Origin of the sequence: Motilibacter peucedani, from assembly GCF_003634695.1 — a bacterium.
Classification (GTDB): Bacteria; Actinomycetota; Actinomycetes; order Motilibacterales; family Motilibacteraceae; genus Motilibacter; species Motilibacter peucedani.
This window is the reverse complement of the sequence record NZ_RBWV01000010.1, coordinates 19,244-44,834: the sequence shown is the minus strand read 5'-3', so window position 1 is coordinate 44,834 and position 25,591 is coordinate 19,244. Positions and strand designations below refer to the sequence as shown.

General features: G+C 74.6%; 28 protein-coding genes. 5 read left to right on the top strand and 23 right to left on the bottom strand.

The genetic code is table 11. The features are described from left to right. Positions 1 to 11: 11 nt before the first annotated feature. Positions 12 to 1,781, bottom strand: a complete 1,770-nt coding sequence (locus CLV35_RS05195) for a proline--tRNA ligase (RefSeq protein WP_121192425.1) — start codon at positions 1,779 to 1,781, stop codon at positions 12 to 14. 260 nt (positions 1,782 to 2,041) lie between these two features. On the opposite strand from CLV35_RS05195, the gene CLV35_RS05190 reads away from it, so the two are divergent. Both CLV35_RS05190 and CLV35_RS05185 read left to right on the top strand, forming a co-directional pair. Continuing rightward, entirely contained in the window at positions 2,042 to 2,533 is a 492-nt protein-coding gene (locus CLV35_RS05190) for a sigma-70 family RNA polymerase sigma factor (RefSeq protein ID WP_121192424.1), read from the top strand. Further along, positions 2,530 to 3,252, top strand: coding sequence for an anti-sigma factor family protein (locus CLV35_RS05185; protein ID WP_147431880.1), 723 nt, complete (start codon positions 2,530 to 2,532; stop codon positions 3,250 to 3,252). Before CLV35_RS05190 ends, CLV35_RS05185 begins: the two co-directional genes overlap by 4 nt. A gap of 9 nt (positions 3,253 to 3,261) precedes the next feature. Here CLV35_RS05185 and CLV35_RS05180 read toward each other — a convergent pair whose 3' ends face one another. The 4 genes from CLV35_RS05180 to dxr all read right to left on the bottom strand — a co-directional run bounded on the left by CLV35_RS05180 (position 3,262) and on the right by dxr (position 7,837). Further along, the gene (locus CLV35_RS05180; protein ID WP_121192422.1) at positions 3,262 to 4,104 is read right to left on the bottom strand and encodes a GNAT family N-acetyltransferase; all 843 of its coding nucleotides are present in this window, start codon (positions 4,102 to 4,104) and stop codon (positions 3,262 to 3,264) included. 46 nt (positions 4,105 to 4,150) lie between these two features. Continuing rightward, complete coding sequence (ispG, locus tag CLV35_RS05175) at positions 4,151 to 5,287, bottom strand: flavodoxin-dependent (E)-4-hydroxy-3-methylbut-2-enyl-diphosphate synthase (RefSeq protein WP_121192948.1); 1,137 nt, start codon at positions 5,285 to 5,287, stop codon at positions 4,151 to 4,153. 61 nt (positions 5,288 to 5,348) lie between these two features. Next, positions 5,349 to 6,572: a M50 family metallopeptidase gene (locus tag CLV35_RS05170; protein WP_121192421.1), complete on the bottom strand. Its 1,224-nt coding sequence runs from the start codon at positions 6,570 to 6,572 to the stop codon at positions 5,349 to 5,351. 5 nt (positions 6,573 to 6,577) lie between these two features. After that, positions 6,578 to 7,837: a 1-deoxy-D-xylulose-5-phosphate reductoisomerase gene (gene dxr, locus CLV35_RS05165; protein WP_121192420.1), complete on the bottom strand. Its 1,260-nt coding sequence runs from the start codon at positions 7,835 to 7,837 to the stop codon at positions 6,578 to 6,580. Positions 7,838 to 7,917: 80 nt separating this feature from the next. Between dxr and CLV35_RS05160 the strand changes: the two genes are divergently transcribed. Further along, positions 7,918 to 8,373 carry a GNAT family N-acetyltransferase gene (locus CLV35_RS05160; RefSeq protein WP_231121515.1) on the top strand — a complete coding sequence of 152 codons (456 nt, stop codon included), beginning with the start codon at positions 7,918 to 7,920 and terminating at the stop codon, positions 8,371 to 8,373. Beyond that, the gene (locus CLV35_RS05155; RefSeq protein ID WP_269203885.1) at positions 8,370 to 8,819 is read left to right on the top strand and encodes a PPOX class F420-dependent oxidoreductase; all 450 of its coding nucleotides are present in this window, start codon (positions 8,370 to 8,372) and stop codon (positions 8,817 to 8,819) included. The genes CLV35_RS05160 and CLV35_RS05155 overlap by 4 nt, the downstream gene beginning before the upstream one ends. Here CLV35_RS05155 and CLV35_RS05150 read toward each other — a convergent pair. The 7 genes from CLV35_RS05150 to rpsB all read right to left on the bottom strand — a co-directional run bounded on the left by CLV35_RS05150 (position 8,743) and on the right by rpsB (position 15,116). After that, complete coding sequence (locus CLV35_RS05150; RefSeq protein WP_121192419.1) at positions 8,743 to 9,459, bottom strand: hypothetical protein; 717 nt, start codon at positions 9,457 to 9,459, stop codon at positions 8,743 to 8,745. The two genes, CLV35_RS05155 and CLV35_RS05150, sit on opposite strands and share 77 nt — an antisense overlap. Before the next feature lies 1 nt (position 9,460). Further along, a complete protein-coding gene (gene rlmN, locus CLV35_RS05145) occupies positions 9,461 to 10,726 on the bottom strand; it encodes a 23S rRNA (adenine(2503)-C(2))-methyltransferase RlmN (protein ID WP_121192418.1) in 1,266 nt (421 codons plus the stop codon). After that, positions 10,710 to 11,564 carry a phosphatidate cytidylyltransferase gene (locus tag CLV35_RS05140; RefSeq protein WP_121192945.1) on the bottom strand — a complete coding sequence of 285 codons (855 nt, stop codon included), beginning with the start codon at positions 11,562 to 11,564 and terminating at the stop codon, positions 10,710 to 10,712. Before CLV35_RS05140 ends, rlmN begins: the two co-directional genes overlap by 17 nt. Positions 11,565 to 11,694: 130 nt before the next feature. Then, the gene (gene frr, locus CLV35_RS05135; protein ID WP_121192417.1) at positions 11,695 to 12,252 is read right to left on the bottom strand and encodes a ribosome recycling factor; all 558 of its coding nucleotides are present in this window, start codon (positions 12,250 to 12,252) and stop codon (positions 11,695 to 11,697) included. Positions 12,253 to 12,326: 74 nt separating this feature from the next. Next, positions 12,327 to 13,121: a UMP kinase gene (pyrH, locus tag CLV35_RS05130; protein ID WP_121192416.1), complete on the bottom strand. Its 795-nt coding sequence runs from the start codon at positions 13,119 to 13,121 to the stop codon at positions 12,327 to 12,329. Positions 13,122 to 13,235: 114 nt separating this feature from the next. Continuing rightward, the gene (gene tsf, locus CLV35_RS05125) at positions 13,236 to 14,054 is read right to left on the bottom strand and encodes a translation elongation factor Ts (RefSeq protein ID WP_121192415.1); all 819 of its coding nucleotides are present in this window, start codon (positions 14,052 to 14,054) and stop codon (positions 13,236 to 13,238) included. A gap of 99 nt (positions 14,055 to 14,153) precedes the next feature. After that, positions 14,154 to 15,116, bottom strand: a complete 963-nt coding sequence (gene rpsB, locus CLV35_RS05120; protein ID WP_121192414.1) for a 30S ribosomal protein S2 — start codon at positions 15,114 to 15,116, stop codon at positions 14,154 to 14,156. A gap of 369 nt (positions 15,117 to 15,485) precedes the next feature. Here rpsB and CLV35_RS05115 point away from each other — a divergent pair, with 369 nt between their 5' ends. Further along, a complete protein-coding gene (locus CLV35_RS05115; RefSeq protein WP_231121513.1) occupies positions 15,486 to 16,217 on the top strand; it encodes a M23 family metallopeptidase in 732 nt (243 codons plus the stop codon). Between the two features lie 23 nt (positions 16,218 to 16,240). On the opposite strand, the gene whiG is transcribed toward CLV35_RS05115, so the two are convergent. The 11 genes from whiG to rimM form a co-directional block, all read right to left on the bottom strand. Further along, on the bottom strand, positions 16,241 to 17,056 hold the full coding sequence (gene whiG, locus CLV35_RS05110; RefSeq protein ID WP_231121512.1) for an RNA polymerase sigma factor WhiG: 816 nt from the start codon (positions 17,054 to 17,056) through the stop codon (positions 16,241 to 16,243). 49 nt (positions 17,057 to 17,105) lie between these two features. Next, on the bottom strand, positions 17,106 to 18,017 hold the full coding sequence (locus CLV35_RS05105; protein ID WP_407938192.1) for a tyrosine recombinase XerC: 912 nt from the start codon (positions 18,015 to 18,017) through the stop codon (positions 17,106 to 17,108). 182 nt (positions 18,018 to 18,199) lie between these two features. After that, positions 18,200 to 19,504, bottom strand: a complete 1,305-nt coding sequence (gene dprA / locus CLV35_RS05100) for a DNA-processing protein DprA (protein ID WP_231121511.1) — start codon at positions 19,502 to 19,504, stop codon at positions 18,200 to 18,202. After that, positions 19,501 to 21,057, bottom strand: coding sequence for a YifB family Mg chelatase-like AAA ATPase (locus CLV35_RS05095; RefSeq protein ID WP_121192412.1), 1,557 nt, complete (start codon positions 21,055 to 21,057; stop codon positions 19,501 to 19,503). The genes dprA and CLV35_RS05095 overlap by 4 nt, the downstream gene beginning before the upstream one ends. Further along, a complete protein-coding gene (locus CLV35_RS05090; RefSeq protein WP_231121510.1) occupies positions 21,057 to 21,467 on the bottom strand; it encodes a YraN family protein in 411 nt (136 codons plus the stop codon). The genes CLV35_RS05095 and CLV35_RS05090 overlap by 1 nt, the downstream gene beginning before the upstream one ends. 110 nt (positions 21,468 to 21,577) lie before the next feature. Further along, on the bottom strand, positions 21,578 to 21,892 hold the full coding sequence (locus tag CLV35_RS05085; RefSeq protein WP_121192411.1) for a DUF2469 domain-containing protein: 315 nt from the start codon (positions 21,890 to 21,892) through the stop codon (positions 21,578 to 21,580). Further along, positions 21,889 to 22,686: a ribonuclease HII gene (locus CLV35_RS05080; protein WP_121192410.1), complete on the bottom strand. Its 798-nt coding sequence runs from the start codon at positions 22,684 to 22,686 to the stop codon at positions 21,889 to 21,891. The genes CLV35_RS05085 and CLV35_RS05080 overlap by 4 nt, the downstream gene beginning before the upstream one ends. Before the next feature lie 27 nt (positions 22,687 to 22,713). Further along, positions 22,714 to 23,580, bottom strand: a complete 867-nt coding sequence (gene lepB / locus CLV35_RS05075) for a signal peptidase I (RefSeq protein WP_231121509.1) — start codon at positions 23,578 to 23,580, stop codon at positions 22,714 to 22,716. A 139-nt stretch (positions 23,581 to 23,719) separates the two neighbouring features. Continuing rightward, entirely contained in the window at positions 23,720 to 24,085 is a 366-nt protein-coding gene (gene rplS, locus CLV35_RS05070) for a 50S ribosomal protein L19 (protein WP_121192409.1), read from the bottom strand. A gap of 189 nt (positions 24,086 to 24,274) precedes the next feature. Beyond that, positions 24,275 to 25,048: a tRNA (guanosine(37)-N1)-methyltransferase TrmD gene (gene trmD, locus CLV35_RS05065; RefSeq protein ID WP_121192408.1), complete on the bottom strand. Its 774-nt coding sequence runs from the start codon at positions 25,046 to 25,048 to the stop codon at positions 24,275 to 24,277. Between the two features lie 9 nt (positions 25,049 to 25,057). Beyond that, a complete protein-coding gene (gene rimM, locus CLV35_RS05060) occupies positions 25,058 to 25,573 on the bottom strand; it encodes a ribosome maturation factor RimM (RefSeq protein WP_121192939.1) in 516 nt (171 codons plus the stop codon). Positions 25,574 to 25,591: the final 18 nt, after the last annotated feature.

The window sequence follows — 25,591 nt, the reverse complement described above, 5'->3', positions numbered from 1 at the left end:
GTCGGCCCGGGTCAGCTCGCCGAGGCGGCGGCCACGGCCTCGACGGCGCCCTCGACCGCGATCTCCTGCTTCTCGCCGGTGCGCCGGTCGCGCAGCTCGACGACACCGGTCGCGAGGCCCTTGCCGACGACGACGATCGTCGGCACGCCCAGCAGCTCGGCGTCCTTGAACTTCACGCCGGGCGAGACCCCGCGCCGGTCGTCGAGCAGCACCCGGCGACCGGCCGCCTCGAGCCCGGTCGCGAGGCGCTCGGCCTCGTCGAAGACCGACGCGTCCTTGCCCGTGGCCACCACGTGGACGTCGGCCGGCGCCACCTCGCGCGGCCAGACCAGGCCGAGCTCGTCAGAGGTCTGCTCCGCGATCGCCGCCACCGCGCGCGAGACGCCGATGCCGTAGGAGCCCATCGTCACGGTGACCTGCTTGCCGTTGGCGTCGAGCACCTTGAGGCCCAGCGCGTCGGCGTACTTGCGCCCGAGCTGGAAGATGTGGCCGATCTCGATGCCCCGCGCGATCGTCAGCGGCGCGCCGTCGACCGGGCACGGGTCGCCCTCGCGCACCTCGGCCGCCTCGATCGTGCCGTTGGCGGTGAAGTCGCGGCCGGCCACCAGGTGGACCACGTGCTTGCCGGTCTCGTCGGCACCGGTGACCCACTCGCTTCCCTCGACCACGCGCGGGTCGACGAGGTAGCGGATGCCTGACGCGCTCTGCTCGCCCAGCGCCCCGGGCCCGATGTAGCCGCGCACGAGCGCCGGGTGCTTGGCGAAGTCCTCGTCGGTGAACGCCTCCACCTCGGCCGGCGAGACCGCCGCCTCGAGCCGCTTGGCGTCGACCTCCCGGTCTCCCGGAACGCCGACGACCAGCGGCTCGCGCGTGCCGTCCGGGTGCACGAGCGTCACGACGACGTTCTTCAGCGTGTCGGCCGCGGTCCACTCCCGGTCCCCGCGGCGCAGGTCGTCCGTGGCGTTGAGCAGGTCGACCAGCGTCGCGATGCTCGGCGTCGACGGGGTGTCGACCACGCGGGAAGCCGGCGCGGCGGAGGTGTCGAGGGCCGGCGGCACCGGTGTGCGCACCGCCTCGGTGTTGGCGGCGTAGTCGCAGGACGTGCAGCGTACGAACGTGTCCTCGCCCGCCTCGCACGGCGCGAGGAACTCCTCCGAGGCCGACCCGCCCATGGCGCCGGAGACCGCCGAGACGATGACGTAGTCGAGGCCGAGCCGCTCGAAGATGCGCTGGTAGGCCACCCGGTGGGAGTCGTAGGACACCTGGAGGCCGGCGTCGTCGACGTCGAAGGAGTAGCTGTCCTTCATGACGAACTCGCGACCGCGCAGGATGCCGGCGCGCGGTCGGGCCTCGTCGCGGTACTTGTTCTGGATCTGGAACAGCGAGAGCGGCAGGTCCTTGTAGGAGGAGTAGAGGTCCTTCACCAGCAGGGTGAACATCTCCTCGTGCGTCGGCCCGAGCAGGTAGTCACCGCCCTTGCGGTCGTGCAGGCGGAAGAGGTTCTCGCCGTACTCGGTCCAGCGCCCCGTCGCCTCGTAGGGCTCGCGCGGCAGCAGCGCCGGGAAGTGCACCTCCTGGGCACCGGACCGCTCCATCTCCTCGCGCACGACCCGCTCGACGTTGCGCAGCACCTGCCAGCCGACCGGCAGCCAGCTGTAGATGCCGGGCGCGGCACGGCGCACGTAGCCGGCGCGCACGAGGAGGCGGTGGCTCGCGACCTCGGCGTCGGCCGGGTCCTCGCGCAGCGTGCGCAGGAACAACGTCGACATCCGCTGGAGCATGCTGGTGGAACTCCTCGTCGAGGGACCTCGGGTACGCGCCCAGGGTATCGGCGCTGCGCCACCCCTTTCCCCCGCGCCGCCCCCCCCGCCCGCCCCGTTGGCACGATGTGACTTCTTGCCCATGGGATTGGCAAGGAGTCACATCGTGCCAATCAGGGAGGCGGCACGAACGTGCGGGAAGCGTGAACGCGGCGGGCCCCGGTGACGTAGACAGAGGTGTGTTCGGACGTACCGCGGCTGCCCGCCCCCCGGCGGAGACGATGCTGCGCCGCGCGTTCGACGCCCACGGGGGTGAGCTCTACGGCTTCGCCGTGCGCCGCACGCGCGACCACCACGCCGCCGAGGAGGCGGTGCAGGAGACCTTCGTCCGCGCGTGGCGCGCCGCCGAGCGCTACGACGAGAGCGCGGGCTCGCTGCGTACGTGGCTGTTCGCGATCCTGCGCAACGTCCTCGTCGACGCCTCACGGGCCGCCGCGGTGCGCCCGCCGATGGCCAGGGGCGACGAGCCCGAGCCGCACAGCGAGGGCGACGACGAGTTCGACCGCGTCCTCGACGGCTGGATGGTGGAGGACGCGCTGCGCCGGCTGCGGCCGGACCACCGCCGGATCCTGGTCGAGGTGCACCTGCGGGGCCGGGCCTACGCCGAGGTCGCGGCCGAGCTGGGCATACCGGAGGGGACGGCGAGGAGCCGCACGTTCTACGCGTTGAAGGCACTCAGACTGGCGTTGGAGGAGATGGGGTGGGGCGGATGAGCGAGTCGCAGGAGTGCCTCGCGGCGCGCGCGGCCCTCGGCCCCCTCCTGCTCGGGCGGCTGACGCCGGCGGAGGAGGCGCGGGCCCGCGCCCACGTCGCCGCCTGCCCGCACTGCGCCACCGACCTGGCAGAGCTGGAGCCGGTCGTCGCGCTGCTGGGCCGGGTCGACCCCGACACCCTCGCCGAGGACGACGAGCTGCTCGACTACCGCAGCCTGTCCGACGAGCAGGCCGAGGCGTGGTCGCCCGCGCTCGTGCCGGCCGCGCCGGCCCACCTGCGCGAGTCGGTGCTCGACGCGCTCGGTCGCGAGGACGAGCTGCGCCGTCGGCGGCGTCGGCGGGCCCTGCTCGCCGCACCGATGGCCGCCGCTGCCGCGGTCGTCGCCCTGCTGCTCGTCATCGGCCTGCCCGGCTCGTCGGCGCCGCAGGAGCGCCACCTCGCCTCGGTCGGCGGCTCGCAGGCGACCGCGACCGTGCACTTCGTGACGACCGCGCGCACCACCGAGATCCGGATGGACGCGTGGGGCCTGGTCGACGGGCGGAGGTACGGGCTGTGGCTCGAGCGCCACGACGGCACCCGGGTGGGTGCCGGCACGTGGACCGCCTGGGGCCCGACCTGCCACCTCGAGCTGACGGCCAAGCTGCCGCTCGACGAGGCCGCTGCGGTCGGGTTCACCACGCTGGACGACCACAAGGACGTCGCCCGAGCCGCGCTGTAGCTCGCGGCGTCAGAAGAGCACGGACGCGAAGCTGCCCACCTGGGTGAAGCCGACGCGCTCGTAGGCGGCCCGGGCCGGCGCGTTGTAGTCGTTGACGTAGAGCGAGACGACCGGCGCGATCTCGCGCAGCGCGGTCTCGGCGACCGCGGCCATGCCGCCCACGGAGTAGCCGCGCCCGCGCAGCGCGGGGTCGACCCAGACGCCCTGCACCTGGCAGGCGCCCGGCACGACGGCGCCGACCTCGGCCTTGAACACGACCTTGCCGTCCTCGATGCGGGCGAAGGCCCGGCCCGAGGCGATCAGCTCGGAGACGCGGGCGCGGTAGACAGCTCCCCCGTCGCCGGCCAGCGGCGAGACGCCGATCTCCTCGGTGTACATCGCCAGGCACGCCGGCAGCAGCACGTCGAGCTCGTCGCGGCGCACGCGGCGCACCGCCGGGTCGGCCGGCACAGCTGGGGCCTGCGAGATCGCCATCAGCGGCTGCGAGGCGCGCACGTCGCGGGCCGGCCCCCACGACGGCTCGAGCAGCTCCCAGAGCTGGGCGACGGCCTCGGCGGGTCCGACGATCGAGGAGCAGCGCCGGCCGAGCCGCCGCGCGCGCTCGGCGAAGACCGCCACCGCGTCGGGCCCCGCCTCCACCGGCACCAGGTTGGCCCCGGCGTAGCAGAGGGCGTCGATGCGGCCGTCGACGACGTGCCCCCACACCTCGGCGCCGAGGCGCCAGCTGTCGAGCCCGGCGGCGTGCAGGCGCGCGCCGACGAAGACGTTGGACACCGGGTCGCGGTCGACCAGCTCGAGGGCCGCTGCGGTGTCCCGCGGGCCGAGGACGCGCAGGGAGGAGGTACGCAGCACGTCTGCTCCCTCTCCCCTCTCCTGCGCCCCGGCTGACCGGCCGGCGTCAGGCCCAGCTGACCGTCGGCTCGCCGGAGGGTACCCCGGCCAGGCGCAGCTCGTCGGCGAGACGGTTGGCCTCGGTGATGAGGGTTGGCACGATGTCGGCCTCGGGCACGGTGCGGATGACCTCGCCCTTGACGAAGATCTGGCCCTTGCCGTTGCCGGACGCGACGCCGAGGTCGGCCTCGCGCGCCTCGCCCGGGCCGTTGACGACGCAGCCCATGACGGCCACGCGCATCGGCACGTCCATGCCCGACAGCGCCTCGGTGACCTGCTCGGCCAGGGTGTAGACGTCGACCTGGGCGCGCCCGCAGCTCGGGCACGAGACGATCTCGAAGCCGCGCTGGCGCAGGCCGAGCGACTCGAGGATCGCGATGCCGACCTTGACCTCCTCGGCCGGCGGGGCCGAGAGCGAGACCCGGATGGTGTCGCCGATGCCCTCGGCCAGCAGCGCGCCGAAGGCGACGGAGGACTTGATGGTGCCCTGGAACGCGGGGCCGGCCTCGGTGACGCCCAGGTGCAGCGGGTAGTCGCACTGCTGGGCCAGCAGGCGGTAGGCGTTGATCATGACGACCGGGTCGTTGTGCTTGACCGAGATCTTGATGTCGCGGAACCCGTGCTCCTCGAACAGCGAGCACTCCCACAGCGCCGACTCGACCAGCGCCTCGGGCGTCGCCTTGCCGTACTTCGCGAGCAGCCGCTTGTCGAGGGAGCCGGCGTTGACGCCGATGCGGATCGGGGTGCCGGCGTCGCCGGCCGCCTTGGCGATCTCCTTGACCTTGTCGTCGAACTGCTTGATGTTGCCCGGGTTGACCCGGACGGCCGCACACCCGGCGTCGATGGCGGCGAAGACGTACTTCGGCTGGAAGTGGATGTCGGCGATCACCGGGATCGTCGACTTGCGGGCGATCACCGGCAGCGCGTCGGCGTCGTCCTGGCTCGGCACCGCCACGCGCACGATCTCGCAGCCGCTGGCCGTGAGCTCGGCGATCTGCTGCAGCGTCGCGCCGATGTCGGAGGTCAGCGTGGTGGTCATCGACTGCACGCTGACGGGCGCGTCGCCGCCGACCTTGACGCTGCCGACGGTGAGCTGGCGCGAGCGGCGGCGCGTGGCCAGCGGGCGCGGCGGGGTCGCCGGCATCCCGAGCTGGACGGGGACCTGGGTGGAGGCTGACACGGCTGTTCGCTCCCTGGTAGGACGGCTAGCTCAGGCGGATGGGGTTGACGATGTCGGCCGTCAGCGTGAGCAGCGTGACGACCCCGAACAGCAGGATGACGGCATAGGTGAGCGGCATCAGCTTGGCGTAGTCGACCCGGCCCGGGTCGGGGCGGCCGAGCCGGCGGGCCAGCGCGCTGCGGACCCGCTCGAACCACGCGACCGCGATGTGCCCACCGTCGAGCGGGAGCAGCGGGAACAGGTTGAAGATGCCGATGAAGACGTTGAGCTGGACGAACGCGGTCAGCGCGATGTAGGTGAGGCCGCGCTCGACGGCCTCGCCGCCGATGCGGCTGGCGCCCAGCACGCTGACCGGGGTGTCCGCGTCGCGCGTGCCGCCCCCGATGGCGTCGACGAGCTTCGGGACGCGGCTCGGGAAGTCCTTGAGCGCGCCGAAGGTCGCCGAGACGACCTCGCGCCCGAAGACAGCGGTGCCGCCGAACGCGCCCGCCGCGTCGTAGTGGAGCAGGTTCGGCGGCGCCTGGCTCGCGTCGAGGAAGACCCCGATCGCGGACACCGTGCCGGTGGTCCCGTCGTCGAGCGTGCGCGTGACGCGCTGGGGCGTGATCGGCACGTCGACCTGCTCCGCGCCGCGCTGCACGTGGAGCACGACCGGGCCGGCGGGGACCGCGCGCAGCGTCGTGACCAGCGCGCCGTAGGTCGACACGGGCGTGGACCCGACCGCGAGGATCCGGTCGCCGTCGTGCAGCCCGGCGACCCGCGCCGGGGAGTCCTTGGTGGTGCAGGTGGTGGCCGTGGCACTGGCGGGTACGCAGTCGGCCACCGAGACCACGGGCGCGGCCTTCGCAGCGGAGAACGACTCGATGCCGTGCACGTTGGGCAGCCCCGTGGTCACCGCCGCGATCCACGCGACGATCGCCGCCAGCAGGAAGTGGGTGATCGACCCTGCTGAGAGCACCACGGTGCGCTGCCACAGCGGTGAGCGCCAGAACGCGCGGTCGTCGTCCTGCGCGGCCACCGGCTCGAGCGGCGTCATCCCGACAATCTTGACGAACCCGCCGGCGGGCACGGCCTTGAGGCCGTACTCCGTCTCGCCGCGGCGGAAGGACCACACGGTCGGGCCGAAGCCGGCGAAGTACTGCGTCACCTTCATGCCGAACGCCTTGGCGGTGACCATGTGACCGGCCTCGTGCAGGCACACCGAGACGAAGATCCCGAGCGCGAAGAGCACCAGGCCCACCCAGAACACGCGGTCTAGCTCCCGTCGCTCGTCGCTGCGCCCGCGGTCGCGGCCAGCACCTCGTGGGCCCGGCGCCGCGCCCAGCCCTCCGCCATCAGAACATCGGCCACCGACAGCGCGTTCCCAGCCGCTGCGGTGACCCCCGTCGCAGGGTCGTGCTCGCCGAGCACCCTCTCCACGGTATCCACGATCGCGGTGAACGGGATCCGCCCGGCGAGGAAGGCCGCGACGCACTCCTCGTTGGCCGCGTTGAGGACGGCGGGCGCCGTGCCGCCGCGCTCCCCCGCGCTCTTGCACAGGGCGACCGCCGGGAACGCCGCCTCGTCGAGCGGCTCGAACGTCCAGCTCCTGGCCGCCGTCCAGTCGCACCCGGCCGCGGCGCCGGCGACCCGGTCGGGCCAGCCCAGCGCGAGCGCGATCGGCAGGCGCATGTCGGGCGGGCTGGCCTGCGCGAGCGTCGAGCCGTCGGTGAACTCGACCATGGAGTGCACGACCGACTGCGGGTGCACCACGACGTCGATGCGGTCGTAGGGCACGCCGAAGAGCTCGTGCGCCTCGACGACCTCGAGCCCCTTGTTCATCAGCGTCGCCGAGTTGACGGTGACGACGGGGCCCATCGTCCAGGTGGGGTGGGCAAGGGCCTGCTCCGGCGTCACGCCCGCGAGCTCGTCGCGCGACCGGCCGCGGAACGGCCCGCCCGAGGCCGTGAGCAGCAGCCGGCGGACCTCGCCCGCCGAGCCGCCGCGCAGGCACTGGGCCAGGGCGGAGTGCTCGGAGTCGACGGGCACGAGGGAGGCGGCAGGCGTACGTGCCAGCGCGGCGCGCACGAGCGGGCCGCCCGCGACCAGCGACTCCTTGTTGGCCAGGGCGACCGTCCGGCCGGCCTCGACCGCCGCGAGCGTGGGCCCGAGGCCCACGGAGCCGGTCATGCCGTTGAGCACGACGTCGCAGGGCCACCCGGCCGCCTCCGTGGCGGCCTCCGGGCCGGCCAGGATCTTCGGCAGCACGTAGTCGCCGGTGCTGAAGCCGCGGCGCTGCGCCGCTGCGTACAGCGCGAGCTGGAGGTCGGAGGCGGCAGTGGCCCGGGCGACCGCGACCACCTCGACACGGTGGGCGAGCGCCTGCTCGGCGAGCAGGTCGACGCGGTCGCCGCCCGCCGCGAGCCCGACGACGCGGAACCGCTGCTCCGGGTCGGCGGTCACGACCTCGAGCGCCTGGGTGCCGATGGAGCCGGTGGACCCGAGGACGACGACTGACCGGGAAGCTGCGCTCACCCGCCCATTGTCCGCCCACCCGGCCGCGGGCGCCCGGCCCGGGGCGCGCCGCGGACCGGTCCTGGGTAGCGTGCACCCTCGTGCAGACCGCTCCCCACCCCCTGCTCGTCGAGGCGGCCGGGCTAGACGATCCCGCCGTGGCCGGGCTCGTGCGCGCCGCCGAGGACGAGCTGCGCGAGCGCTACCCCGAGGACGACGACCTCGGTCCGCAGGTCGTGGCCCTGCGCTGGCTGCTGGCCCGCCGAGGCGACGACCCCGTCGGCGTCGTCGCGGTCTGCCCCGCCGGACCGGGCGCCGGCGAGCTCAAGCGGATGTACGTCGCGGCGGGCGCCCGGCGCACCGGCGTCGCGCGAGCGCTGCTCGTGGCGGCCGAGGACGCGGCCCGCGAGCTCGGGCTGAGGGTCCTGCGCCTCGAGACCGGCACGCGGCAGCCGGAGGCGATGGCGCTCTACGAGGCGTGCGGCTACGACCCGATCGAGGGGTTCGGCTACTGGGCCGGGCACCCACTCTCGCGCTGCTACGAGAAGTCGTTGTGAGGCTGCTCGAGCGCTCGGCGCTGGAGTTCGTCGCCGAGCGCCACCTCGCCACGCTCACGACGATGCGCGCGGACGGCACGCCCCACGTCGTACCCGTCGGCTTCACGGTCTCGGGCGGCGTCGCCCGCGTCATCACCAGCGGCACGAGCACCAAGGCGCGCAACGCCGCCCGCGGCGGACGCGCGGTGCTCTGCTCGGTCGACGGCGCGCGCTGGCTCACGCTCGAGGGAACCGTACGCGTGCTGCGCGACCCCGAGTCAGTGGCCGCCGCGGTCGCGGCGTACGGCCAGCGCTACCGGCAGCCGCGCGAGAACCCGGAGCGGGTGGTCGTCGAGATCGCCGTCGACCGGGTGCTCGGCTCGCCCGGGCTCACCGCTGCTCGGCCTGCTCCTGACGCTCCTCCGGGTGCTGCGGGTGCCCCTGCTGCTCCTGGTCCGGAGAGCTGACCGGCTCCGGCTCGTCCACCGGGGCGACCGGCGGCTCGAAGCCGGTCCAGTAGCCGGTCTGCTCGACCTGCGGCACGAACGGCGCGGACAGCGCGCTGCGCAGCCCCGCCTGGCGCAGCAGCAGGTCGATCACCCGGTCGAAGACCTCGTCGACCTCGGCCTCGGCGTAGCCGTGGCGCGCGCGGCGGAACGACGAGAGCCGCACGTCGTCGGCCGAGGGGTCCTGCGGGCCCTCGAGCGGCCCGGTCAGCCCGGCGAGGCAGCGCTCGACCAGCGCGTCGACCTCGGCGACCGAGTAGCCCTTGCGCAGCCGCGACACCCGGCGGAACCTGGCGCCCGGCGGTCCGTCGAGCTGGTGGTGCAGCTCGCCGACGTCGTGGGCCAGCTCGTCGCCCACCTGCCAGGGCGGTGCGCCGGCGACCGCGGCGTCGATGCACCGCTGCTCGTAGCGGTCGAGCATCCGGTCGACCGCCGACGGCTCGTAGCCGCGGCGTACGAGCTCGAAGCCGATCCTGCGCACCTCGGCGGCGGCGGGCGGCGAGTGCTCGGCGAAGGCGCGCTCGAGCCGGGCGACGGCCTCGTCGACCTCCCGGCGCCGGTAGCCCTTGCGCAGCACGGACACGCGGTGCAGCCGCGGCATCTCAGGCTCCTCCGGCTGGCGGGACGAGGTCGGCCTCGGTGGCGGCGAGCTGGCCGCACGCCCCTTCGATCTCGCGACCGCGGGTGTCGCGGACGGTGACGGGTACGCCGTGGGCCTGCAGCCCGCGCACGAACGCGCGCTCGTCGCGCTCGCGCGACGCGGTCCACTTCGAGCCCGGCGTCGGGTTGAGCGGGATGAGGTTGACGTGGACCAGGTGGCCCTTGAGCTTGCGGCCGAGCAGGTCGGCCCGCCAGGCCTGGTCGTTGATGTCGCGGATCAGCGCGTACTCGATGCTCACCCGGCGCCCGGTGCGGTCGGCGTAGAGCCAGGCCGCGTCGAGCACCTCGTCGAGCTTGTAGCGGGTGTTGATCGGCACCAGCTCGTCGCGCAGCTCGTCGTCGGGCGCGTGCAGGCTGACCGCGAGCGTCACCGGCAGCTGCTCGTCGGCGAGCCTGCGGATGGCCGGGGCCAGGCCCACGGTCGAGATCGTGATGCCGCGGCGCGACATGCCGAGCCCGTCGGGCGCGGGGTCGGTCAGCCGGCGCACGGCCCCGAGCACCGCGGCGTAGTTGGCGAGCGGCTCGCCCATGCCCATGAACACCACGTTGGAGACGCGGCCGGGTCCGCCGGCGACGCGGTCGCGGGCCAGCATGCGGGCGCCGTCGAGCACCTGCTCGACGATCTCGGCGGTCGACAGGTTGCGGGTCAGGCCCTGCTGGCCGGTGGCGCAGAACGGGCAGGCCATGCCGCAGCCGGCCTGGCTGCTGACGCACATCGTGACCCGGCTGCGCCGCGGCGCGCCCTCCTCCTCGGACTCGTCGCCCAGGCCCTGGAGGCTCGAGGCCGCGCCCGGCAGGTCGGCGACCGCGCGGCTGCCGTAGCGCATGAGCACGCTCTCGACCAGCGCGCCGTCGTGCAGCCGCCACAGCGTCTTGACGGTCGCGCCCGCGTCGGTGTCCCACTGGCGCACGGAGGTGAGCAGCTGAGGGAGCAGGCCCTCGCGGAGCACCTCGCGCGCCTCGAGCGGGAGGTCGGGCATGGCCGAGGTGTCGTCGACCAGCCGCGAGAACCAGTGGGTGGAGAGCTGCTTCGCGCGGAAGGCCGGCTGCCCGAGCTCGACCACGGCGGCGCGACGCTGCTCGGGGGTGAGGTCGCTCAGGTGGCGCGGCGGCTTCCCGCGGCGCGGCGCGGCGAGCACCAGGCGGGTGGCACCGGGCGCGGGCTCGACGGGGCCGCCCTCGGCGGGCGTGTCAGCGGTTGAGGACATGGTCCAGCACCAGGTAGGCGACCGGGGCGGTCGGCAGCAGGGAGTCGAGACGGTCCATGAGGCCCCCGTGGCCGGGCAGCAGCGAGCCCATGTCCTTGATCTCCAGGTCGCGCTTGAGCAGGGACTCGGTGAGGTCGCCGGCGGTCGCGGTGAGCACGGCCAGCACGCCGAGCAGCACGCCGCCCCAGGCCGGGCCGTCGAGCAGCAGCGGCACCGACGCCGCCCCGGTGGCCGCCCCGACGACGAGCGACCCGGCGAACCCCTCCCACGACTTGCGCGGGCTGATCGTCGGCGACATCGGGTGCCTGCCCCACAGCACGCCGGCGACGAAGCCGCCGACGTCGCTGGCGACCACGGCGAGCACGAACGCCACGACCCGGTCGGCACCGTCGTGGGCGCTGAGCATCAGCACGGCGAAGCTGGCGAGCAGGGGGACGTAGGCGGCGGTGAAGACCGCCGCCGTGACGTCGCGCACGAACCCGGCCGGGCCGCTGCGCGCCCGCCACACGAGCGCGGCGGCGCAGGTCGCCAGGAAGCAGCCGAGCAGCGGGCCGGTGCCCTCGGCGTAGGCGGCCACCAGCATGGCGACGCCGCCGACGCCCAGCGGCACGACCGGGACGTCCACCTGGCGGGACCGGAAGGCGTGCGCGAGCTCCCACAGCGCGATCAGCACCGCCACCGAGGCGAGCCCGACGAACGCGGCCTTCACGACGTAGAGCGAGAGCAGGACGACCGCGACGAGACCCAGGCCCACGGCGATGGACTGGGGTACGTTGCGGCCCGCCGACCGCTTGCGCCGCCGGGGGCGGCCCGGCTGCTCGCCGGCGGGCTCGTGCATCTCGGACCTCTCGTGCGTCGCGCCGTGCCGGCGCGAGCCGCGGGGGCGGGCCACCCGCGCCACGGCTTCGTCTGGTGCGCCGTCGGCCACGCCGGTGGCGTGGCCCGCGCCCTCGTCGGGCAGCACGGGGCTACACCTCGAGCAGTTCGGATTCCTTGTGCTTGAGCAGGTCGTCGACCGAGTCGATGTGGCGCTTGGTCAGCGCCTCGAGCTGCTTCTCCGCACGGGTGACCTCGTCCTCGCCGGCGTCGCCGTCCTTCTGCAGGCGGTCGAGCGCGTCCTTGGCGTGCCGGCGGATGCTCCGGATCGAGACCCGGGCGTCCTCGGCCTTGGTGCGCGCCACCTTGACGTAGTCCTTGCGCCTTTCCTGGCTGAGCTGGGGCAGCGGGACGCGGATGACCGTGCCGTCGTTCGACGGGTTGACGCCGAGGTCGCTGTCGCGGATCGCGCGCTCGATCGCACCCATCGAGCCCTTGTCGTAGGGGGCGATGACGATCATGCGCGGGTCGGGCGTCTGGAACGAGGCGAGCTGCGCGACCGGCGTGTAGGTGCCGTAGTAGTCGACGACGATCTTGTTGAACAGCGCCGGGTTGGCCCGCCCGGTGCGGATCGTCGCGAAGTCGTCCTTGGCGACCTCGAGCGCCTTGTCCATCTTCACCTCGGCCTCGAGGAGGGTGTCGTCGATCACTGGGGTCCCCTTCGTCGGGCTGCGCGTGTCGCTGGCTGGCGTGTCGCTGGTCGTTCGTGCCGCTGGTGCCCGCCTCAGGTCGAGACGAGCGTCCCGATCCTCTCACCCTGCACCACGCGGCCGATGTTGCCGTGCTCGAGCAGGTTGAAGACGATGATCGGCAGCACGTTGTCCATGCACAGGCTGAACGCGGTGGCGTCGGCGACCTTGAGCCCCTTCTGCAGGACCTCCTGGTAGCTCACCGTGTCGTAGCGCTGGGCGTCGGGGTTGTGCCGCGGGTCGCTGTCGTAGACGCCGTCGACGGCCTTGGCCATCATCAGCACCTGCGCGCCGATCTCGAGCGCGCGCTGGGCGGCGGCGGTGTCGGTGGAGAAGTAGGGCATGCCCGCGCCGGCGCCGAAGATCACCACGCGGCCCTTCTCGAGGTGCCGGATGGCGCGGCGCGGGATGTAGGGCTCGGCGACCTGGCCCATCGTGATGGCGGTCTGCACGCGGGTGTCGATGCCCTGCTTCTCGAGGAAGTCCTGCAGCGCCAAGCAGTTCATGACCGTGCCGAGCATGCCCATGTAGTCGCTGCGCGCGCGGTCCATGCCGCGCAGGCTGAGCTCGGCGCCGCGGAAGTAGTTGCCCCCGCCGACGACGACGGCGACCTGGGAGCCCGCCTCGACGACGTCCTTGATCTGCGCGGCGATGGACTGCACGACGTCGGGGTCGACGCCGAAGCCGGCCTCGCCGCCGAAGACCTCGCCAGAGAGCTTGAGCAGGACGCGCTCGTAGCGCGGTCCCGCGGGGCGGTGGTCCTGGCGAGCCGCGTCGGCCCGGTCCTCGCTGGTGCCGCTGCTCGTGCTTCGGCTGGTGTCGGCGGTCATTGCTGCGTCGGCCCCACTCTCGTCTGCTGGCCCTCTCGCCGGTCGGCTCCCCGGTCGCACCCGCCAGCAGGCGGGAGACCGGGGAGCCGGACGGCGCTGTCTTCGGAGCGGAGGCTAGGCGCCGACCTCGAAGCGGACGAAGCGGCGCACGGTGACGCCCTTCTCGTCCAGGAGCGCCTTCACGCTCTTCTTGCTGTCCTGCACGGAGGCCTGCTCGAGCAGCACGACGTCCTTGAAGAAGCCGTTGACGCGACCCTCGACGATCTTGGGCAGCGCGCCCTCGGGCTTGCCCTCCTCGCGGGCGGTCGCCTCGGCGATGCGGCGCTCGTTCTCGACCTGGTCGGCCGGGACCTCGTCGCGGGTGACGTAGAGCGGACGCATCGCGGCGATCTGCATCGCCGCACCGCGGGCGGCGTCGACGTCACCGCCCTCGAACTCGACGAGCACGCCCACCTGGGGCGGCAGGTCGGTGCTGCGGCGGTGCATGTAAGCGGCGACCTGGCCCTCGAAGTAGGCCACGGCGCCGAGCTCGAGCTTCTCGCCGATGACGGCCGAGGCCGACTTGAGGTTCTCGGCGACGCTGGCACCGTCGGCCAGCGTCTCCTCGAGCAGGGCGGCCGGGTCGCTGACGCCCGTCTTGGCGACGTGGGCGACGATGTCGCTCGCGAGCTGCTGGAACTGCTCGTTCTTGGCCACGAAGTCGGTCTCGCAGCGCAGCTCGACGATCGCGCCCTCGGCGGCCGCGACGATGCCGTTGGCGGCGGTGCGCTCGCCGGCCTTCTTGTCGACCTTGGCGCCCATCTTGACCCGCAGGATCTCGACGGCCTGGTCGAAGTCGCCCTCGGCCTCCTCGAGCGCCCGCTTGCAGTCCATCATCCCGGCGCCGGTCAGCTCGCGGAGCCGCTTGACGTCCGCAGCGCTGATAGTGGCCATATCGGTGTTGCTCCTCGCTCGTCGAAGGTGGTGGGCGGCGGCCCCGGTGCCCGGGAGGTGGTCCCGGGCGCCGGGGCCGCCGTCAGGTGCTGCGCTCGCTCAGGCGGAGTCGCCGGCGGGCTGGTCGGCCAGCGGCGTCTCGGCCGCGGGGGCCTCCGCGACGGGGGCCTCCGCGGCGGGGGCCTCCGCGACGGGGGCCTCGGCGACGGGCGCGTCGGCGGAGACGACCTCGGCGACGGGCGCGTCGGCAGCGGGCGCCTCGGCGGCGGGCGCGTCAGCGACCGGGGCCTCGGACTGCGCGAGCAGCTGGGCCTCCCACTCGGCGAGCGGCTCGCCGCCGCCCGGCTGCTCCTCGGTGCCCGTGCGGGCGCCGGAGCGGGCCATCAGGCCCTCGGCCACGGCGTCGGCGACCACGCGGGTGAGCAGGCCCACCGAGCGGATCGCGTCGTCGTTGCCGGGGATCTTGTAGTCGACCTCGTCGGGGTCGCAGTTGGTGTCGAGGATCGCGACGACCGGGATGCCCAGCTTGCGGGCCTCGCCGACACCGATGTGCTCCTTCTTGGTGTCGACGATCCAGACCGCGCTCGGCACGCGCGACATGTCGCGGATGCCGCCGAGGGTCTTCTCGAGCTTCTCCTTCTCGCGCTGGAGGACGAGGAGCTCCTTCTTCGTCATGCCGGAGCCCGGCACGTCGTCGAAGTCGAGCTGCTCGAGCTCCTTGAGGCGCTGGAGGCGCTTGTGCACGGTCTGGAAGTTGGTGAGCATGCCGCCCAGCCAGCGCTGGTTGACGTAGGGCATGCCGACGCGGGTCGCCTGCTCGGCGATCGCCTCCTGCGCCTGCTTCTTGGTGCCGATGAACAGGATCGTGCCGCCGTGGGCGACGGTCTCCTTGATGAAGTCGTAGGCGCGGTCGATGTAGCCCAGCGACTGCTGCAGGTCGATGATGTAGATGCCGTTGCGCTCGGTGAAGATGAAGCGCTTCATCTTCGGGTTCCAGCGGCGCGTCTGGTGCCCGAAGTGCACCCCGCTGTCGAGCAGCTGCCTCATAGATACGACGGCCATGGCCGGCGCTCCTCCTCCGGCCCCGCCCAGCGGCGGAGCCCCCTCGGTTGTCCGCGCCGTGCGGGTGCACGGACGCGCCTGACGCCCGCGGGCCGCGTCTCCGCCCCGTGCACGAGCAGGCTCGTGGCGCAGGGACCGAGGTGGCGCGACCGGGATCGTCCGTCCGGGCGGTGCCGGGGTGCGGACTTGCGGGCGTGCGAAGTCGGCCCGCCGGAGCGAGCCGCACGGCAAGTCTAGCGCGAGATCGCCAGCCGCCCGTCCGGAGCGGCCGGCGGCCGTCCACAGCCCGACCGGTCGCCGCGCCCGGCCGTCCACAGCCGGCGGCGTACGCCTGTCGCCGGCCGCCCCTGCTCGCCGATCCTCGGACGCGTGCCCCGTCTCCCGCACCCCCGTGCCCCCCTGCTGCTCCTCGGCCTGCTGCTGGCGGCGCTGTGGGCCGCGGCCGGGTGGGAGGCCCGTCCCGCGCGGGCGGCGCCGGCCTGGCGCGCACCGCTGACCGGGCCGCTCGAGGTGGTCCGACCGTTCGACGCACCGGCTCAGCCGTGGCTGCCCGGGCACCGCGGCGTCGACCTGGCGGCCGGGCCCGGCGAGCAGGTGCTGGCCGCCGGATCCGGCGTCGTCCTCTTCGCCGGCCCGGTCGGCGGGCGCGGCGTGGTCAGCGTCGGCCACGGGGCGCTGCGCACCACCTACGAGCCGGTCGTGCCCGCGGCGGGTGTGCGCTCCGGCGCGGTCGTGTCGGCCGGGCAGGTGCTCGGCGTCGTGGCGGCTGCGGCCGGCCACTGCTCCCCCGCCGCCTGCCTGCACTGGGGACTGCTGCGGGGCGCGACCTACCTCGACCCGCTGCTGCTGCTCGGCGCGGCCGGCCCGCCGCGGCTGCTGCCGCTCGACGGCCCTGTGACCGGAGCACCACTGCGGGGCGGCGCAGCGGCACCAGGCTCCGGCTCACCGGCGCGCGGCTCCGGCACACCGGCAGAGGGCTCAGGCCTACTGGCACGTGCTGCGCCGCGGCGCCCGCCGACCGGTGGCGTCCCGCGCACCGGCGGGCTCGCGGCGGGCGCGGTCACCGGGGCAGCGGCGCTGCTGCTGCTCCGCCGTCGCTGACGCCCCGGGACCGGCGACCCTCCTCAGTCGTCGTGCGCCTCGGCCAGCCGGCTGCGCAGCTGCAGGACCGCCTTGGTGTGCATCTGGCAGATGCGGCTCTCGGTGACGCCGAGCACCTGCCCGATCTCGGCGAGCGTGAGGCCCTCGTAGTAGTAGAGCGTCACGACGATCTTCTCGCGCTCGGGCAGCAGGTTGATCGCGCCGGCGAGCAGCTGCTTGGTCTCCTGGCCCTCGAAGGCCATCACCGGGTCCTCGACCCGGGTGTCCTCGAGGGTGTCGACGAGCGAGAGCTTGTCGCCCTTCTCCCCGCCGACGCTGATCAGCTCGTCGAGCGCCACGACGTTGACGAACGACACCTGGTTGAAGACCTGGTGCAGCTCCTCGAGCTTGATGCCCATCTCCTGCGCCACCTCGGCCTCGCTGGGCGAGCGGTGCAGGCGCGACTCCAGCGCCGCGTAGGCCTTCTCGACCTCGCGGGCCTTGTAGCGCACCGAGCGCGGGATCCAGTCGATGGCGCGCAGCTCGTCGATGATGGCGCCGCGGATACGGTTGATCGCGTAGGTCTCGAACTTGAAGCCGCGCTCGAGGTCGAACTTCTCGATGGCGTCCATCAGGCCGAAGATGCCGTAGGAGACGAGGTCGGCCTGCTCGATGTTGGGCGGCAGGCCGACGCCGACGCGGCCGGCGACGTACTTGACCAGCGGCGAGTAGTGCAGGATCAGGCGCTCGCGCACGTGCGTGTCACCGGTCTGCTTGAACTCGGTCCACAGCGCCTGCAGGGCCTCGTCGCCCGGGGCCGGCGAGGCCGCAGGGCTCGAAGCCGACGTGTCGTCGGCCACCTGGGGTCCCGCCTCCTCTACTGCCACACCGCCGTGGGGCGCGTCCGCCTCACGCTCGGGGGTGAGCTCGCTCATAGGTGGCCTTCAGCCTTTCTACCGACACATGCGTGTAGACCTGTGTCGTGCCGAGACTAGCGTGACCGAGCAGCTCCTGGACGCTGCGTAGGTCAGCACCTCCCTCGAGCAGGTGCGTGGCCGCCGTGTGGCGCAGCCCGTGGGGGGCGAGGTCGGGAGCTCCGGGGGTCGCCGCGAGCCGCTCGTGGACCACCCGCCGGGCGGTCCGCACGTCGAGCCGGCCGCCGCGCGCGCCCAGGAAGAGCGCGGGTCCGCTGAACGGCGTGCGCAGCGCAGGGCGGCCCTCCTGCAGCCACGCGCGCACCGCGCGCACCGCGGGCAGGCCGACGGGTACGCGGCGCTCCTTGTCGCCCTTGCCGACCACCCGCAGCAGCCGCCGGCTCTCGTCGACGTCGTCGGTGTCGAGGCCGCAGAGCTCTGCCACTCGGATCCCCGAGGCGTAGAGCACCTCGAGCAGGGCGGCGTTGCGCAGGGGGAGCGGCTCGCCGTCGGCCGCGAGCGCGGCCGCCGAGTCGAGCACCGCCGCTGCCTCGTCCCGGCGGAGGACCGTCGGGAGCGGTCGCCGCGCCTTGGGGCTGGCGAGCAGCGCGCCGGCGTCGGCCTCGGCGAGGCCGGCACGGGCCGCCCAGGCCGTGAACGTCCGAGCAGCGGCGGCCCGCCGGGCCAGCGTCGACCGCGCGCACCCGGAGGCGCGCTGACGAGCCAGCCAGCTGCGCAGCACGGGCAGGTCGAGCTCAGGCACGGATGTCCGGCCCATGCGCCGGGCGTGCTCGAGCAGCGCGGCGATGTCAGCGGAGTAGGCGCGGACCGTGTGGCCGGAGGCGCCGCGCTCGTGGCGCAGGTGCGCGACGAACGCCTCGCGCGCGGACGCCAGGGCCGGCGGCAGGCCCGCCGAGCCGCCCGGCTCCCCCGGCGGGGCCTCGCCCGGCTCGGCCGGGGCTCCCCCGTCGTCGGCCGGTCCCACCAGCCCCGTCTCGCTCACCAGGCACACGGTCACGCTCAGGGGCAAGATCGTCAAGCACCTCGCTCCCCGGCGCGTCGTGCCCCGGCGCGTCGTGCCCCGGCGCGTCACGCGCCGGGGCGGGTGCCGCCGCGGCCGGCGGGCACGCGCGCCCAGCCGCCCTCCTCGGCGCGCACGAAGCCGTCAGCAGCCATCTGTCCGAGCAGCGCGAGCAGCTCGCCCACCGGCAGGCCGGTGCCGAGGCACAGGTCGTCGACGCCGATCGCCGCTCGCTGCGGCATCGCGTCGTAGACGCGCAGCGCGTCCGCACCGAGCTGGTCGAGCGGGCGGTCGGGGCCTCTGCGCGCGCCCCCGACCTCGGCTGCGAGCGGCCCCAGCACCTCCAGCACGTCGTCGGCGTCGGTCACCACGAAGGTGTCGCCGCCCGCACGCAGCTCGGCGTGGCAGCCGGCCGAGGCGGGGCTCGTCACCGGCCCCGGCACGACGAGCACCGGGCGGTTCAGCGACCGGGCGTGCTTGACGGTGCTGCGCGAGCCGCTGCGCAGGCCGGCCTCGACGAGCACCGTGCCGCGGGTGAGCGCCGCGAGCAGCCGGTTGCGGTCGAGGAAGCGGCCGCGGGTCACCGGAGTGGCCGGCGGGTACTCGCTGACCACGAGGCCGTCCTCGGCGACGCGGGCCAGCAGCGTGTCGTGGGCCCGGGGGTAGGCGAGGTCGACGCCGCACGCGAGCACCGCCAGCGTCGGACCGCCCGCGGCGAGCGCCCCGCGGTGGGCAGCGGCGTCGATGCCGAAGGCGGCGCCCGAGACGACGCTCCACCCCCTCGAGACCAGCTCCGCCGACAGCGAGGACGCGACGTGCTCGCCGTAGGCCGTGCACGCCCGTGCCCCGACCACCGCCACCGACCTCTCGGCGAGCTCGCGGAGCGACCCCCGGCCGCGGACCCACAGCCCGAGCGGCCGCGTCGTGCCGAGCGCGTCGAGCCCCGTCGGCCACTCGTCGTCGCCGGGGACGACCAGGCGGGCGCCGACGCGGCGGGCGAGCATCAGGTCGCGGTCGACGTCGACGACGGGCAGCCTCGCGCGCCACCGGTCGAGCCGGGCGACGGCCCGGGCGTGCTCGGCCTTGGCCTCGGCCAGCGGGCGCGACCCGTCGTCGAACAGCGCGAGCTCCGGCGGCCGGTCGTCGAGCAGCCGCTCGACGACCGCCTCGGGGCCGCTGCGGTCGACGAGGGCGACCAGGTGCGGCGACGGCGGCTCGACCAGCCGCAGGAGCACCGCCACCGCCCTGCGGCGGGACTCCCGCGGGTCGGGGACGCACGCCTCGGGGACGCTCGCCTCGTGGCCGCGCCCCTCGTCGACGTACTCCGTGCCGACCCTGGGACCCTGTGCCGCGTCCTGCTCGGGCCGGTTCACGCGGCCACCCCCGCGCCGCCGGCGAGCCGGAGCCCGAGCGCGGCGGCGACGTCGGAGCTCGAGGGCCGCGCGCGGCCAGCCAGGTCGCACAGCGTCCACGCGACCCGCAGGGTGCGGTCGGCGCCCCGCAGCGTCAGGGAGCCGCGGCGCACGGCGTCCTCGACGGCGCGGGCCTCCTCGACCCGCCACCTCCCCCGCAGCTCGCGGCCGGGCACCTCGGCGTTGGTGCGCCACGGGGTGTCGGCGTAGCGGTGGGCCGCCCGGGCCCGTGCCTCCCGCACGCGCGCGGCGACCACGGCGGTGCTCTCGCCCTCGAGGGTCGAGCCCGCGCCCAGCGCCGGCCGGACCTCGACGCGCAGGTCGACCCGGTCGAGCAGCGGGCCCGACAGGCGGCCGAGGTAGCGCCGGCGGGCGAGCGGCGTGCACCGGCAGTCGAGGCCCTTGCCGACCGAGAGGCCGCAGGGGCACGGGTTGGACGCCAGCACGAGGGTGCAGCGCGCCGGGTAGCGCGCCGTGCCGCCGGCGCGCGACAGCACGACCGTGCCCGACTCGAGCGGCTGGCGCAGCGCGTCGAGCACCGAGGGCGAGAACTCCGGGGCCTCGTCGAGCAGCAGCACGCCGCGGTGCGCGAGCGAGACCGCGCCCGGCCGCGGGACGCCGCTGCCTCCCCCCACGACGGCCGCCGTCGTGGCGCTGTGGTGCGGCGCGCGGAACGGCGGGCGGCGCACCAGCGGGGTGTCGGGGTCGAGCGTGCCGGCCAGTGAGTGCACGGCCGTGACCTCGAGCGCCTCCTCGGGAGTGAGCGGGGGCAGCAGGCCGGGCATCCGCTCGGCGAGCATCGTCTTGCCGGTGCCGGGCGCCCCCACGAGGAACAGCGCGTGACCTCCTGCCGCGGCGACCTCGACGGCGTGGCGAGCCTCGTGCTGGCCGACGACGTCGCTGAGGTCCTTGTCAGAGGGCTCGGGGACGGTCCCGGAGCCCAGCGGGCGCTGCGGCGCCGGGAGCGGCGGCTCGTCGGGCACCGGCAGGCGGCGCAGCAGCGCGCCCAGCTGCGCCACCGAGCGCAGGCCGACGACCTCGACACCGGGCACGAGGGCCGCCTCGGCGGCGTTGGGCTCGGCCACGAAGACCGCGCGCACGCCGGCCCGGGCAGCTGCCGCGACGGCGGGCAGGACGCCAGGCACCGGGCGCAGGCGGCCGTCGAGGCCGAGCTCGGCGAGCAGCAGGGCGTCCTTCAGCACCTCGGGGTGCACCGGCGGCTGCGCCTGCTGCCCGGCGGCGAGCATGATCGCCGCGGCCACCGCCAGGTCGAAGCCGGAGCCGCGCTTGGGCAGGCTGGCCGGCGAGAGGCCGACGGTGATGCGGCTCTGCGGCCACGGCTCGCCGGAGTTGACGAGGGCGGCGCGCACGCGGTCGCGGGCCTCCGACAGAGCTGCGTCGGGCAGCCCGACGAGGCTGAACCCGGGCAGCCCGGCAGCGATGTGGGCCTCGACCTCGACGACCGCGCCGTCGACGCCGAGCAGGGCGACGGCGCGCGCGCGACCGAGCGCCATCAGGCCACCCCTCGCAGGTGCTCGACCGCGGCCGGGCCGCGGGCGTCGCGGCGCACGGCCACGACGTCGATGCGCACGTGCGGCGGGTGCACGTCGTGGGCCAGCAGCCAGCGCACGGCGAGCCGGCGCAGCCGCGACAGCTTCACGCGGGTCACGGCCTCCTGCGGCGGGCCGAACCGCTCGGAGCGACGGGTCTTGACCTCGCAGACGACCAGCGTGTCGCCGTCGCGCGCCACGATGTCGACCTCGCCCAGCTCGCAGCGCCAGTTGCGCTCGAGGATCACCATCCCCTGCTCGACCAGGAACCGGACGGCGACGTCCTCGCCGTAGCGCCCCAGCGCCGCCCTCGCGGTGCCCGCCGGCACCTGCCGGGGCACCGCCTCGTCCACCTCTGCCTTGCGCACGGGCACGGCAACCACCTCCGCGCCCCACACTGGGCGAGGTGGCCGTGGTGCCGCCGCTCTCGGCCGGGCCCCTGTGGACGGAGCGGCGGCCCCCTGTGGAGGACCGCGGCGGCGGGTCAGGTGGTGGGCGGGGGCTCCAGCTCGCTCTTGGCGAGCTCCTCGACGTTGACGTCCTTGAACGTCACCACGCGCACGTTGCGGACGAAGCGCGCCGGGCGGTACATGTCCCAGACCCAGGCGTCGGACATGGTGACCTCGAAGTAGACGTCGCCGCCCTCGGTCGTGCGGGGCTCGAGCCGCACCGAGTTGGTGAGGTAGAAGCGGCGCTCGGTCTCCACGACGTACTGGAACAGGCCGACGACGTCGCGGTACTCCCGGTAGAGCTGCAGCTCCATCTCGGTCTCGTACTTCTCCAGGTCCTCGGCGCTCATGCCAGCTCCTGCTCTCGCTCGTCGGCGACCTCGCCGGTCGACGCCTCGGTGTCCCACCCCGGCAGCTCGTCAGCTGCCAGCTCGTCAGCAGGGCCGCGCTGCCCGGGCAGCCGCCACGAGCGCCGGTGCTGCTCGCACGGACCGTGCTCCTCGAGCGCCGCGAGGTGCGCCGGCGCTGAGTAGCCGCGGTTGGAGTCCCAGCCGTAGGCCGGGTAGGACGCGGCCAGCTCGGCCATCAGCGCGTCGCGCTCGGTCTTGGCGAGGACGCTGGCGGCGGCGACCGACGAGCACTTCAGGTCGGCCTTGACCAGCGTGCGCACGGGGACCTCGCAGCGCCAGCCGCCCTCGAGCTCAGGAGCCGCGGCCAGCGCGTCGAGCCCGTCGTCGAACTCGAGCAGCAGCGGCTGCGGGCGCCGGGTGAGGTAGTCGTGGTTGCCGTCGAGCAGCACCCAGTCGGGCGTCCGGCTCAGCGAGGCGACGGCGCGCTCGGCGGCGAGGCGCAGGGCGCGCAGGATGCCGACGGCGTCGATCTCGGCGGCGGACGCGTGCCCGACGGCGCCCTCGAGGACCCAGCGCCGGATGCGCGGCACCAGCGCGGTGCGCGCCTCGGGCGTCAGCAGCTTGCTGTCGCGCAGCCCGACCGGGCCCGGCTTGCAGCCCGGCTCCAGCAGCACCACCCCGACGCTGACCGGCCCGGCGAGCGACCCGCGCCCGACCTCGTCGACGGCCGCGAGCAGACCGGCGCCGGAGCGCCAGGCCTCGCGCTCGTAGCGCAGGCTCGGAGGGACCGACATGGGCGAAAGGCTAACCGGGAGAGGGGCCTACCGGGACGAGGCGGGGTCGTGGAACGTCTTCGGCGTGCCGAGGGTGTCCCAGTGGCCGAACGGCCACACGACCACGAAGGCCTTTCCGATGACCTTGTCCTCGGGGACGTAGCCGCCGCCCGGGTCGCCCATGTGCTCGCGGGAGTCCGCCGACTCGCTGCGGTGGTCGCCCATGACCCAGAGCTTGCCCGCCGGCACGGTGACGTCGAAGGCCCGGTCGGAGGGCGCGTCGCCGGGGAACAGGTAGGAGGTCTCCTCGAGGGGCACGCCGTTGACGACCACCTTGCCGTGCCCGTCGGCGACGACGTGGTCGCCGGGGACGCCGATCACGCGCTTGATGAAGTCGCGCTCGCTGGGCTGGGCCACGCCCACCCAGCTGCCGACCTCGCGCACCGCGCGGGCCACCGGGTTGCCGGACTCCTCGACGTCGACCTCGGAGGTGAAGGAGTCGACGCCGTTGAAGACCACGATGTCGCCGCGGTGGATGTCGCCGAACCGGTAGGACACCTTGTCGACGAGCACGCGGTCGCCGACCCGCAGGGTGTCCTCCATCGAGCCCGACGGGATGTAGAACGCCTGCACCAGGAAGGCCTTGACGACCATCGCCAGGACGAGCGCGAGGCCGACGAGGACCGGCAGCTCGGCCCAGGAAGGCACGACGGGCAGGAAGCCGCGGCGGCGGTGGCTGCGGTGCGGCTGGTCCGCGTCCTCGGCGGGTGCGGACGGGTCAGGGCCGTCCGCGCCGACGGCCGCGTCACCGGCAGGCTCCCCCGGCGTCGAAGTCAGCACCGGCGCGGCCGGCCGGTCCTCGGGCACGCGCTCGGGCTCCGCAGCGGCGCTCTCGGACGGGTCCGTCGTGCTCACGCATCGGCCTTTCGTGGGTCGTCGCCTGCGCCGGGTCCCGGAGGGGCGGGCACGTCCTCCCGGCCGTGCCGGTGGGACCAACGCGCAGAACGCGCCGGACGTCCCCCGTCAGAGGGCCGTCCGGCGCGTTCGCAGCAGATCAGCGACCGGCGCCCGGGAGGACGTCGCGCTTCTCCTTGATCTTGGCGGCCTTGCCGCGCAGGTCGCGCAGGTAGTAGAGCTTCGCGCGTCGGACGTCACCGCGGGTGACGACCTCGATCTTGTCGATGACCGGCGAGTGCACGGGGAACGTGCGCTCGACGCCGGTGCCGAAGCTGACCTTGCGGATCGTGAACGTCTCGCGGACGCCGCCGCCCTGGCGGCGGATGATGACGCCCTGGAAGACCTGGATGCGCGAGCGGTTGCCCTCCACGACGCGGACGTGGACCTTGAGCGTGTCGCCAGGCCCGAAGGCCGGGATGTCGGTGCGCAGCGAGGCCGCGTCGAGACCGTCGAGAATGTTCATGTGGGAGCTCCTCGGGTGCCGGCAGGTCACCCCGGGTGGCGGGACCTCGCATGCTGCGAGACCCCTCAGCGGTCAGGTCGTGCGCCGCTCGGCGTCCGGAACGCGCTCCCCTGCGGCAGGGCGCGGCCGTCGAGTTCATAGGCGCGACGAGCCAGTTTGACACACGCGCGCCGGATCGGACGAACTCGCTCAGCCCGCCGGGGCCTCCGGAGGCGCCGAGCCGAGCTCGCCGAGCACCTCGCGGTCGCGCCGGTCGAGGTCGCCCGGCGGCAGCGCGGCGACGAGGTCAGGACGCACCGAGCGCGTACGCCGCAGGGCCTCGTCGCGCTTCCAGCGCGCGATGCGCGCGTGGTCGCCGGAGAGCAGGACGTCGGGTACGCGGTGGCCGCGCCACAGCGCCGGCTTGGTGTAGGCGGGCGCCTCGAGCAGCCCCGCCGCGTGCGACTCGTCGTCAAGGCTCTGGGCGTTGCCGATCACCCCGGGCAGCAGCCGGGCGACCGCCTCGACCACGACCAGCACCGCGACCTCGCCGCCGTTGAGCACGTAGTCCCCGAGCGAGACCTCGTCGACGTCGTAGCGCTCGCGCGCCTCCTCCGCGACGCGGGCGTCGATGCCCTCGTAGCGCCCGCAGCCGAAGACCAGCCAGGGCAGCGCGGCGTACTCGTGCGCGACCGCCTGGGTGAACGGGCGCCCGGCCGGCGTCGGCAGCACGAGGCGGGGACGCTCGGGCGCGCCCATCGCGGCCACCGCGTCGAGGGCCTGCCCCCAGGGCTCGGGCCGCATCACCATGCCGGGGCCACCGCCGTAGGGCGTGTCGTCCACGGTGCGGTGCCGGTCGGTCGTCCACCCGCGCAGGTCGTGGACGGCGAGCTCGACCAGCCCCTGCTCCCGTGCCTTGCCGATCAGCGAGAGGCCCAGCGGGGCGAGGTAGTCGGGAAAGATCGTCAGGACGTCGATGCGCATGCCGGTGGCTCAGTCCTCGGGGTCGAGCAGGCCGCCGATCGGCTCCACCTGCACCTGGCCGGCGTCGAGGTCGACCGCGGGCACGAGCTCGGAGACGAACGGGACGAGCACCTCGCGGCCGTCGGGCCGGGTGATGGCCAGCACGTCCTGGGCCGGCAGGTGGAGCACGTCGCTCACCGTGCCGACCGGGTCGCCGGCCACGGTCACGGCGGCGAGGCCGACCAGCTGGTGGTCGTAGAACTCGTCGGGGTCGTCGAGCGACTCGTGCTCGTCGATGTCGACGACGAGCAGCGTGCCGCGCAGCGCCTCTGCAGCGCTGCGGTCGTCGACCCCGGCGAAGCGGACGACCAGGCGCCCGGACTGCCAGCGCGCCGACTCGACGGTCAGCGGGCCGGTCGCCGCCGGGTCGGTGCGCAGCACGACCCCGGGCGCGAAGCGCGACCCGGGGTCGTCGGTGCGGGGCTCCACGAGCACGTCGCCGCGGATGCCGTGCGCGCGGCCGATGCGGCCGACGGACAGCTCGATCACGAGGACGCGCCCCGG

Excerpts from the sequence above, each read along its gene's own strand:
- CLV35_RS05195 (WP_121192425.1), bottom strand. The coding sequence starts at position 1,781 with ATGCTCCAGCGGATGTCGACGTTGTTCCTGCGCACGCTGCGCGAGGAC.
- CLV35_RS05190 (WP_121192424.1), top strand. The coding sequence starts at position 2,042 with ATGCTGCGCCGCGCGTTCGACGCCCACGGGGGTGAGCTCTACGGCTTC.
- CLV35_RS05185 (WP_147431880.1), top strand. The coding sequence starts at position 2,530 with ATGAGCGAGTCGCAGGAGTGCCTCGCGGCGCGCGCGGCCCTCGGCCCC.
- ispG (WP_121192948.1), bottom strand. The coding sequence starts at position 5,287 with ATGCCGGCGACCCCGCCGCGCCCGCTGGCCACGCGCCGCCGCTCGCGC.
- CLV35_RS05150 (WP_121192419.1), bottom strand. The coding sequence starts at position 9,459 with ATGCCGCGGCTGCACCGCGTGTCCGTGCTGCGCAAGGGCTACCGGCGC.
- rlmN (WP_121192418.1), bottom strand. The coding sequence starts at position 10,726 with ATGTCCTCAACCGCTGACACGCCCGCCGAGGGCGGCCCCGTCGAGCCC.
- CLV35_RS05140 (WP_121192945.1), bottom strand. The coding sequence starts at position 11,564 with ATGCACGAGCCCGCCGGCGAGCAGCCGGGCCGCCCCCGGCGGCGCAAG.
- pyrH (WP_121192416.1), bottom strand. The coding sequence starts at position 13,121 with ATGACCGCCGACACCAGCCGAAGCACGAGCAGCGGCACCAGCGAGGAC.
- tsf (WP_121192415.1), bottom strand. The coding sequence starts at position 14,054 with ATGGCCACTATCAGCGCTGCGGACGTCAAGCGGCTCCGCGAGCTGACC.
- rpsB (WP_121192414.1), bottom strand. The coding sequence starts at position 15,116 with ATGGCCGTCGTATCTATGAGGCAGCTGCTCGACAGCGGGGTGCACTTC.
- CLV35_RS05095 (WP_121192412.1), bottom strand. The coding sequence starts at position 21,057 with ATGGCGCTCGGTCGCGCGCGCGCCGTCGCCCTGCTCGGCGTCGACGGC.
- CLV35_RS05085 (WP_121192411.1), bottom strand. The coding sequence starts at position 21,892 with ATGAGCGCCGAGGACCTGGAGAAGTACGAGACCGAGATGGAGCTGCAG.
- CLV35_RS05080 (WP_121192410.1), bottom strand. The coding sequence starts at position 22,686 with ATGTCGGTCCCTCCGAGCCTGCGCTACGAGCGCGAGGCCTGGCGCTCC.
- rplS (WP_121192409.1), bottom strand. The coding sequence starts at position 24,085 with ATGAACATTCTCGACGGTCTCGACGCGGCCTCGCTGCGCACCGACATC.
- trmD (WP_121192408.1), bottom strand. The coding sequence starts at position 25,048 with ATGCGCATCGACGTCCTGACGATCTTTCCCGACTACCTCGCCCCGCTG.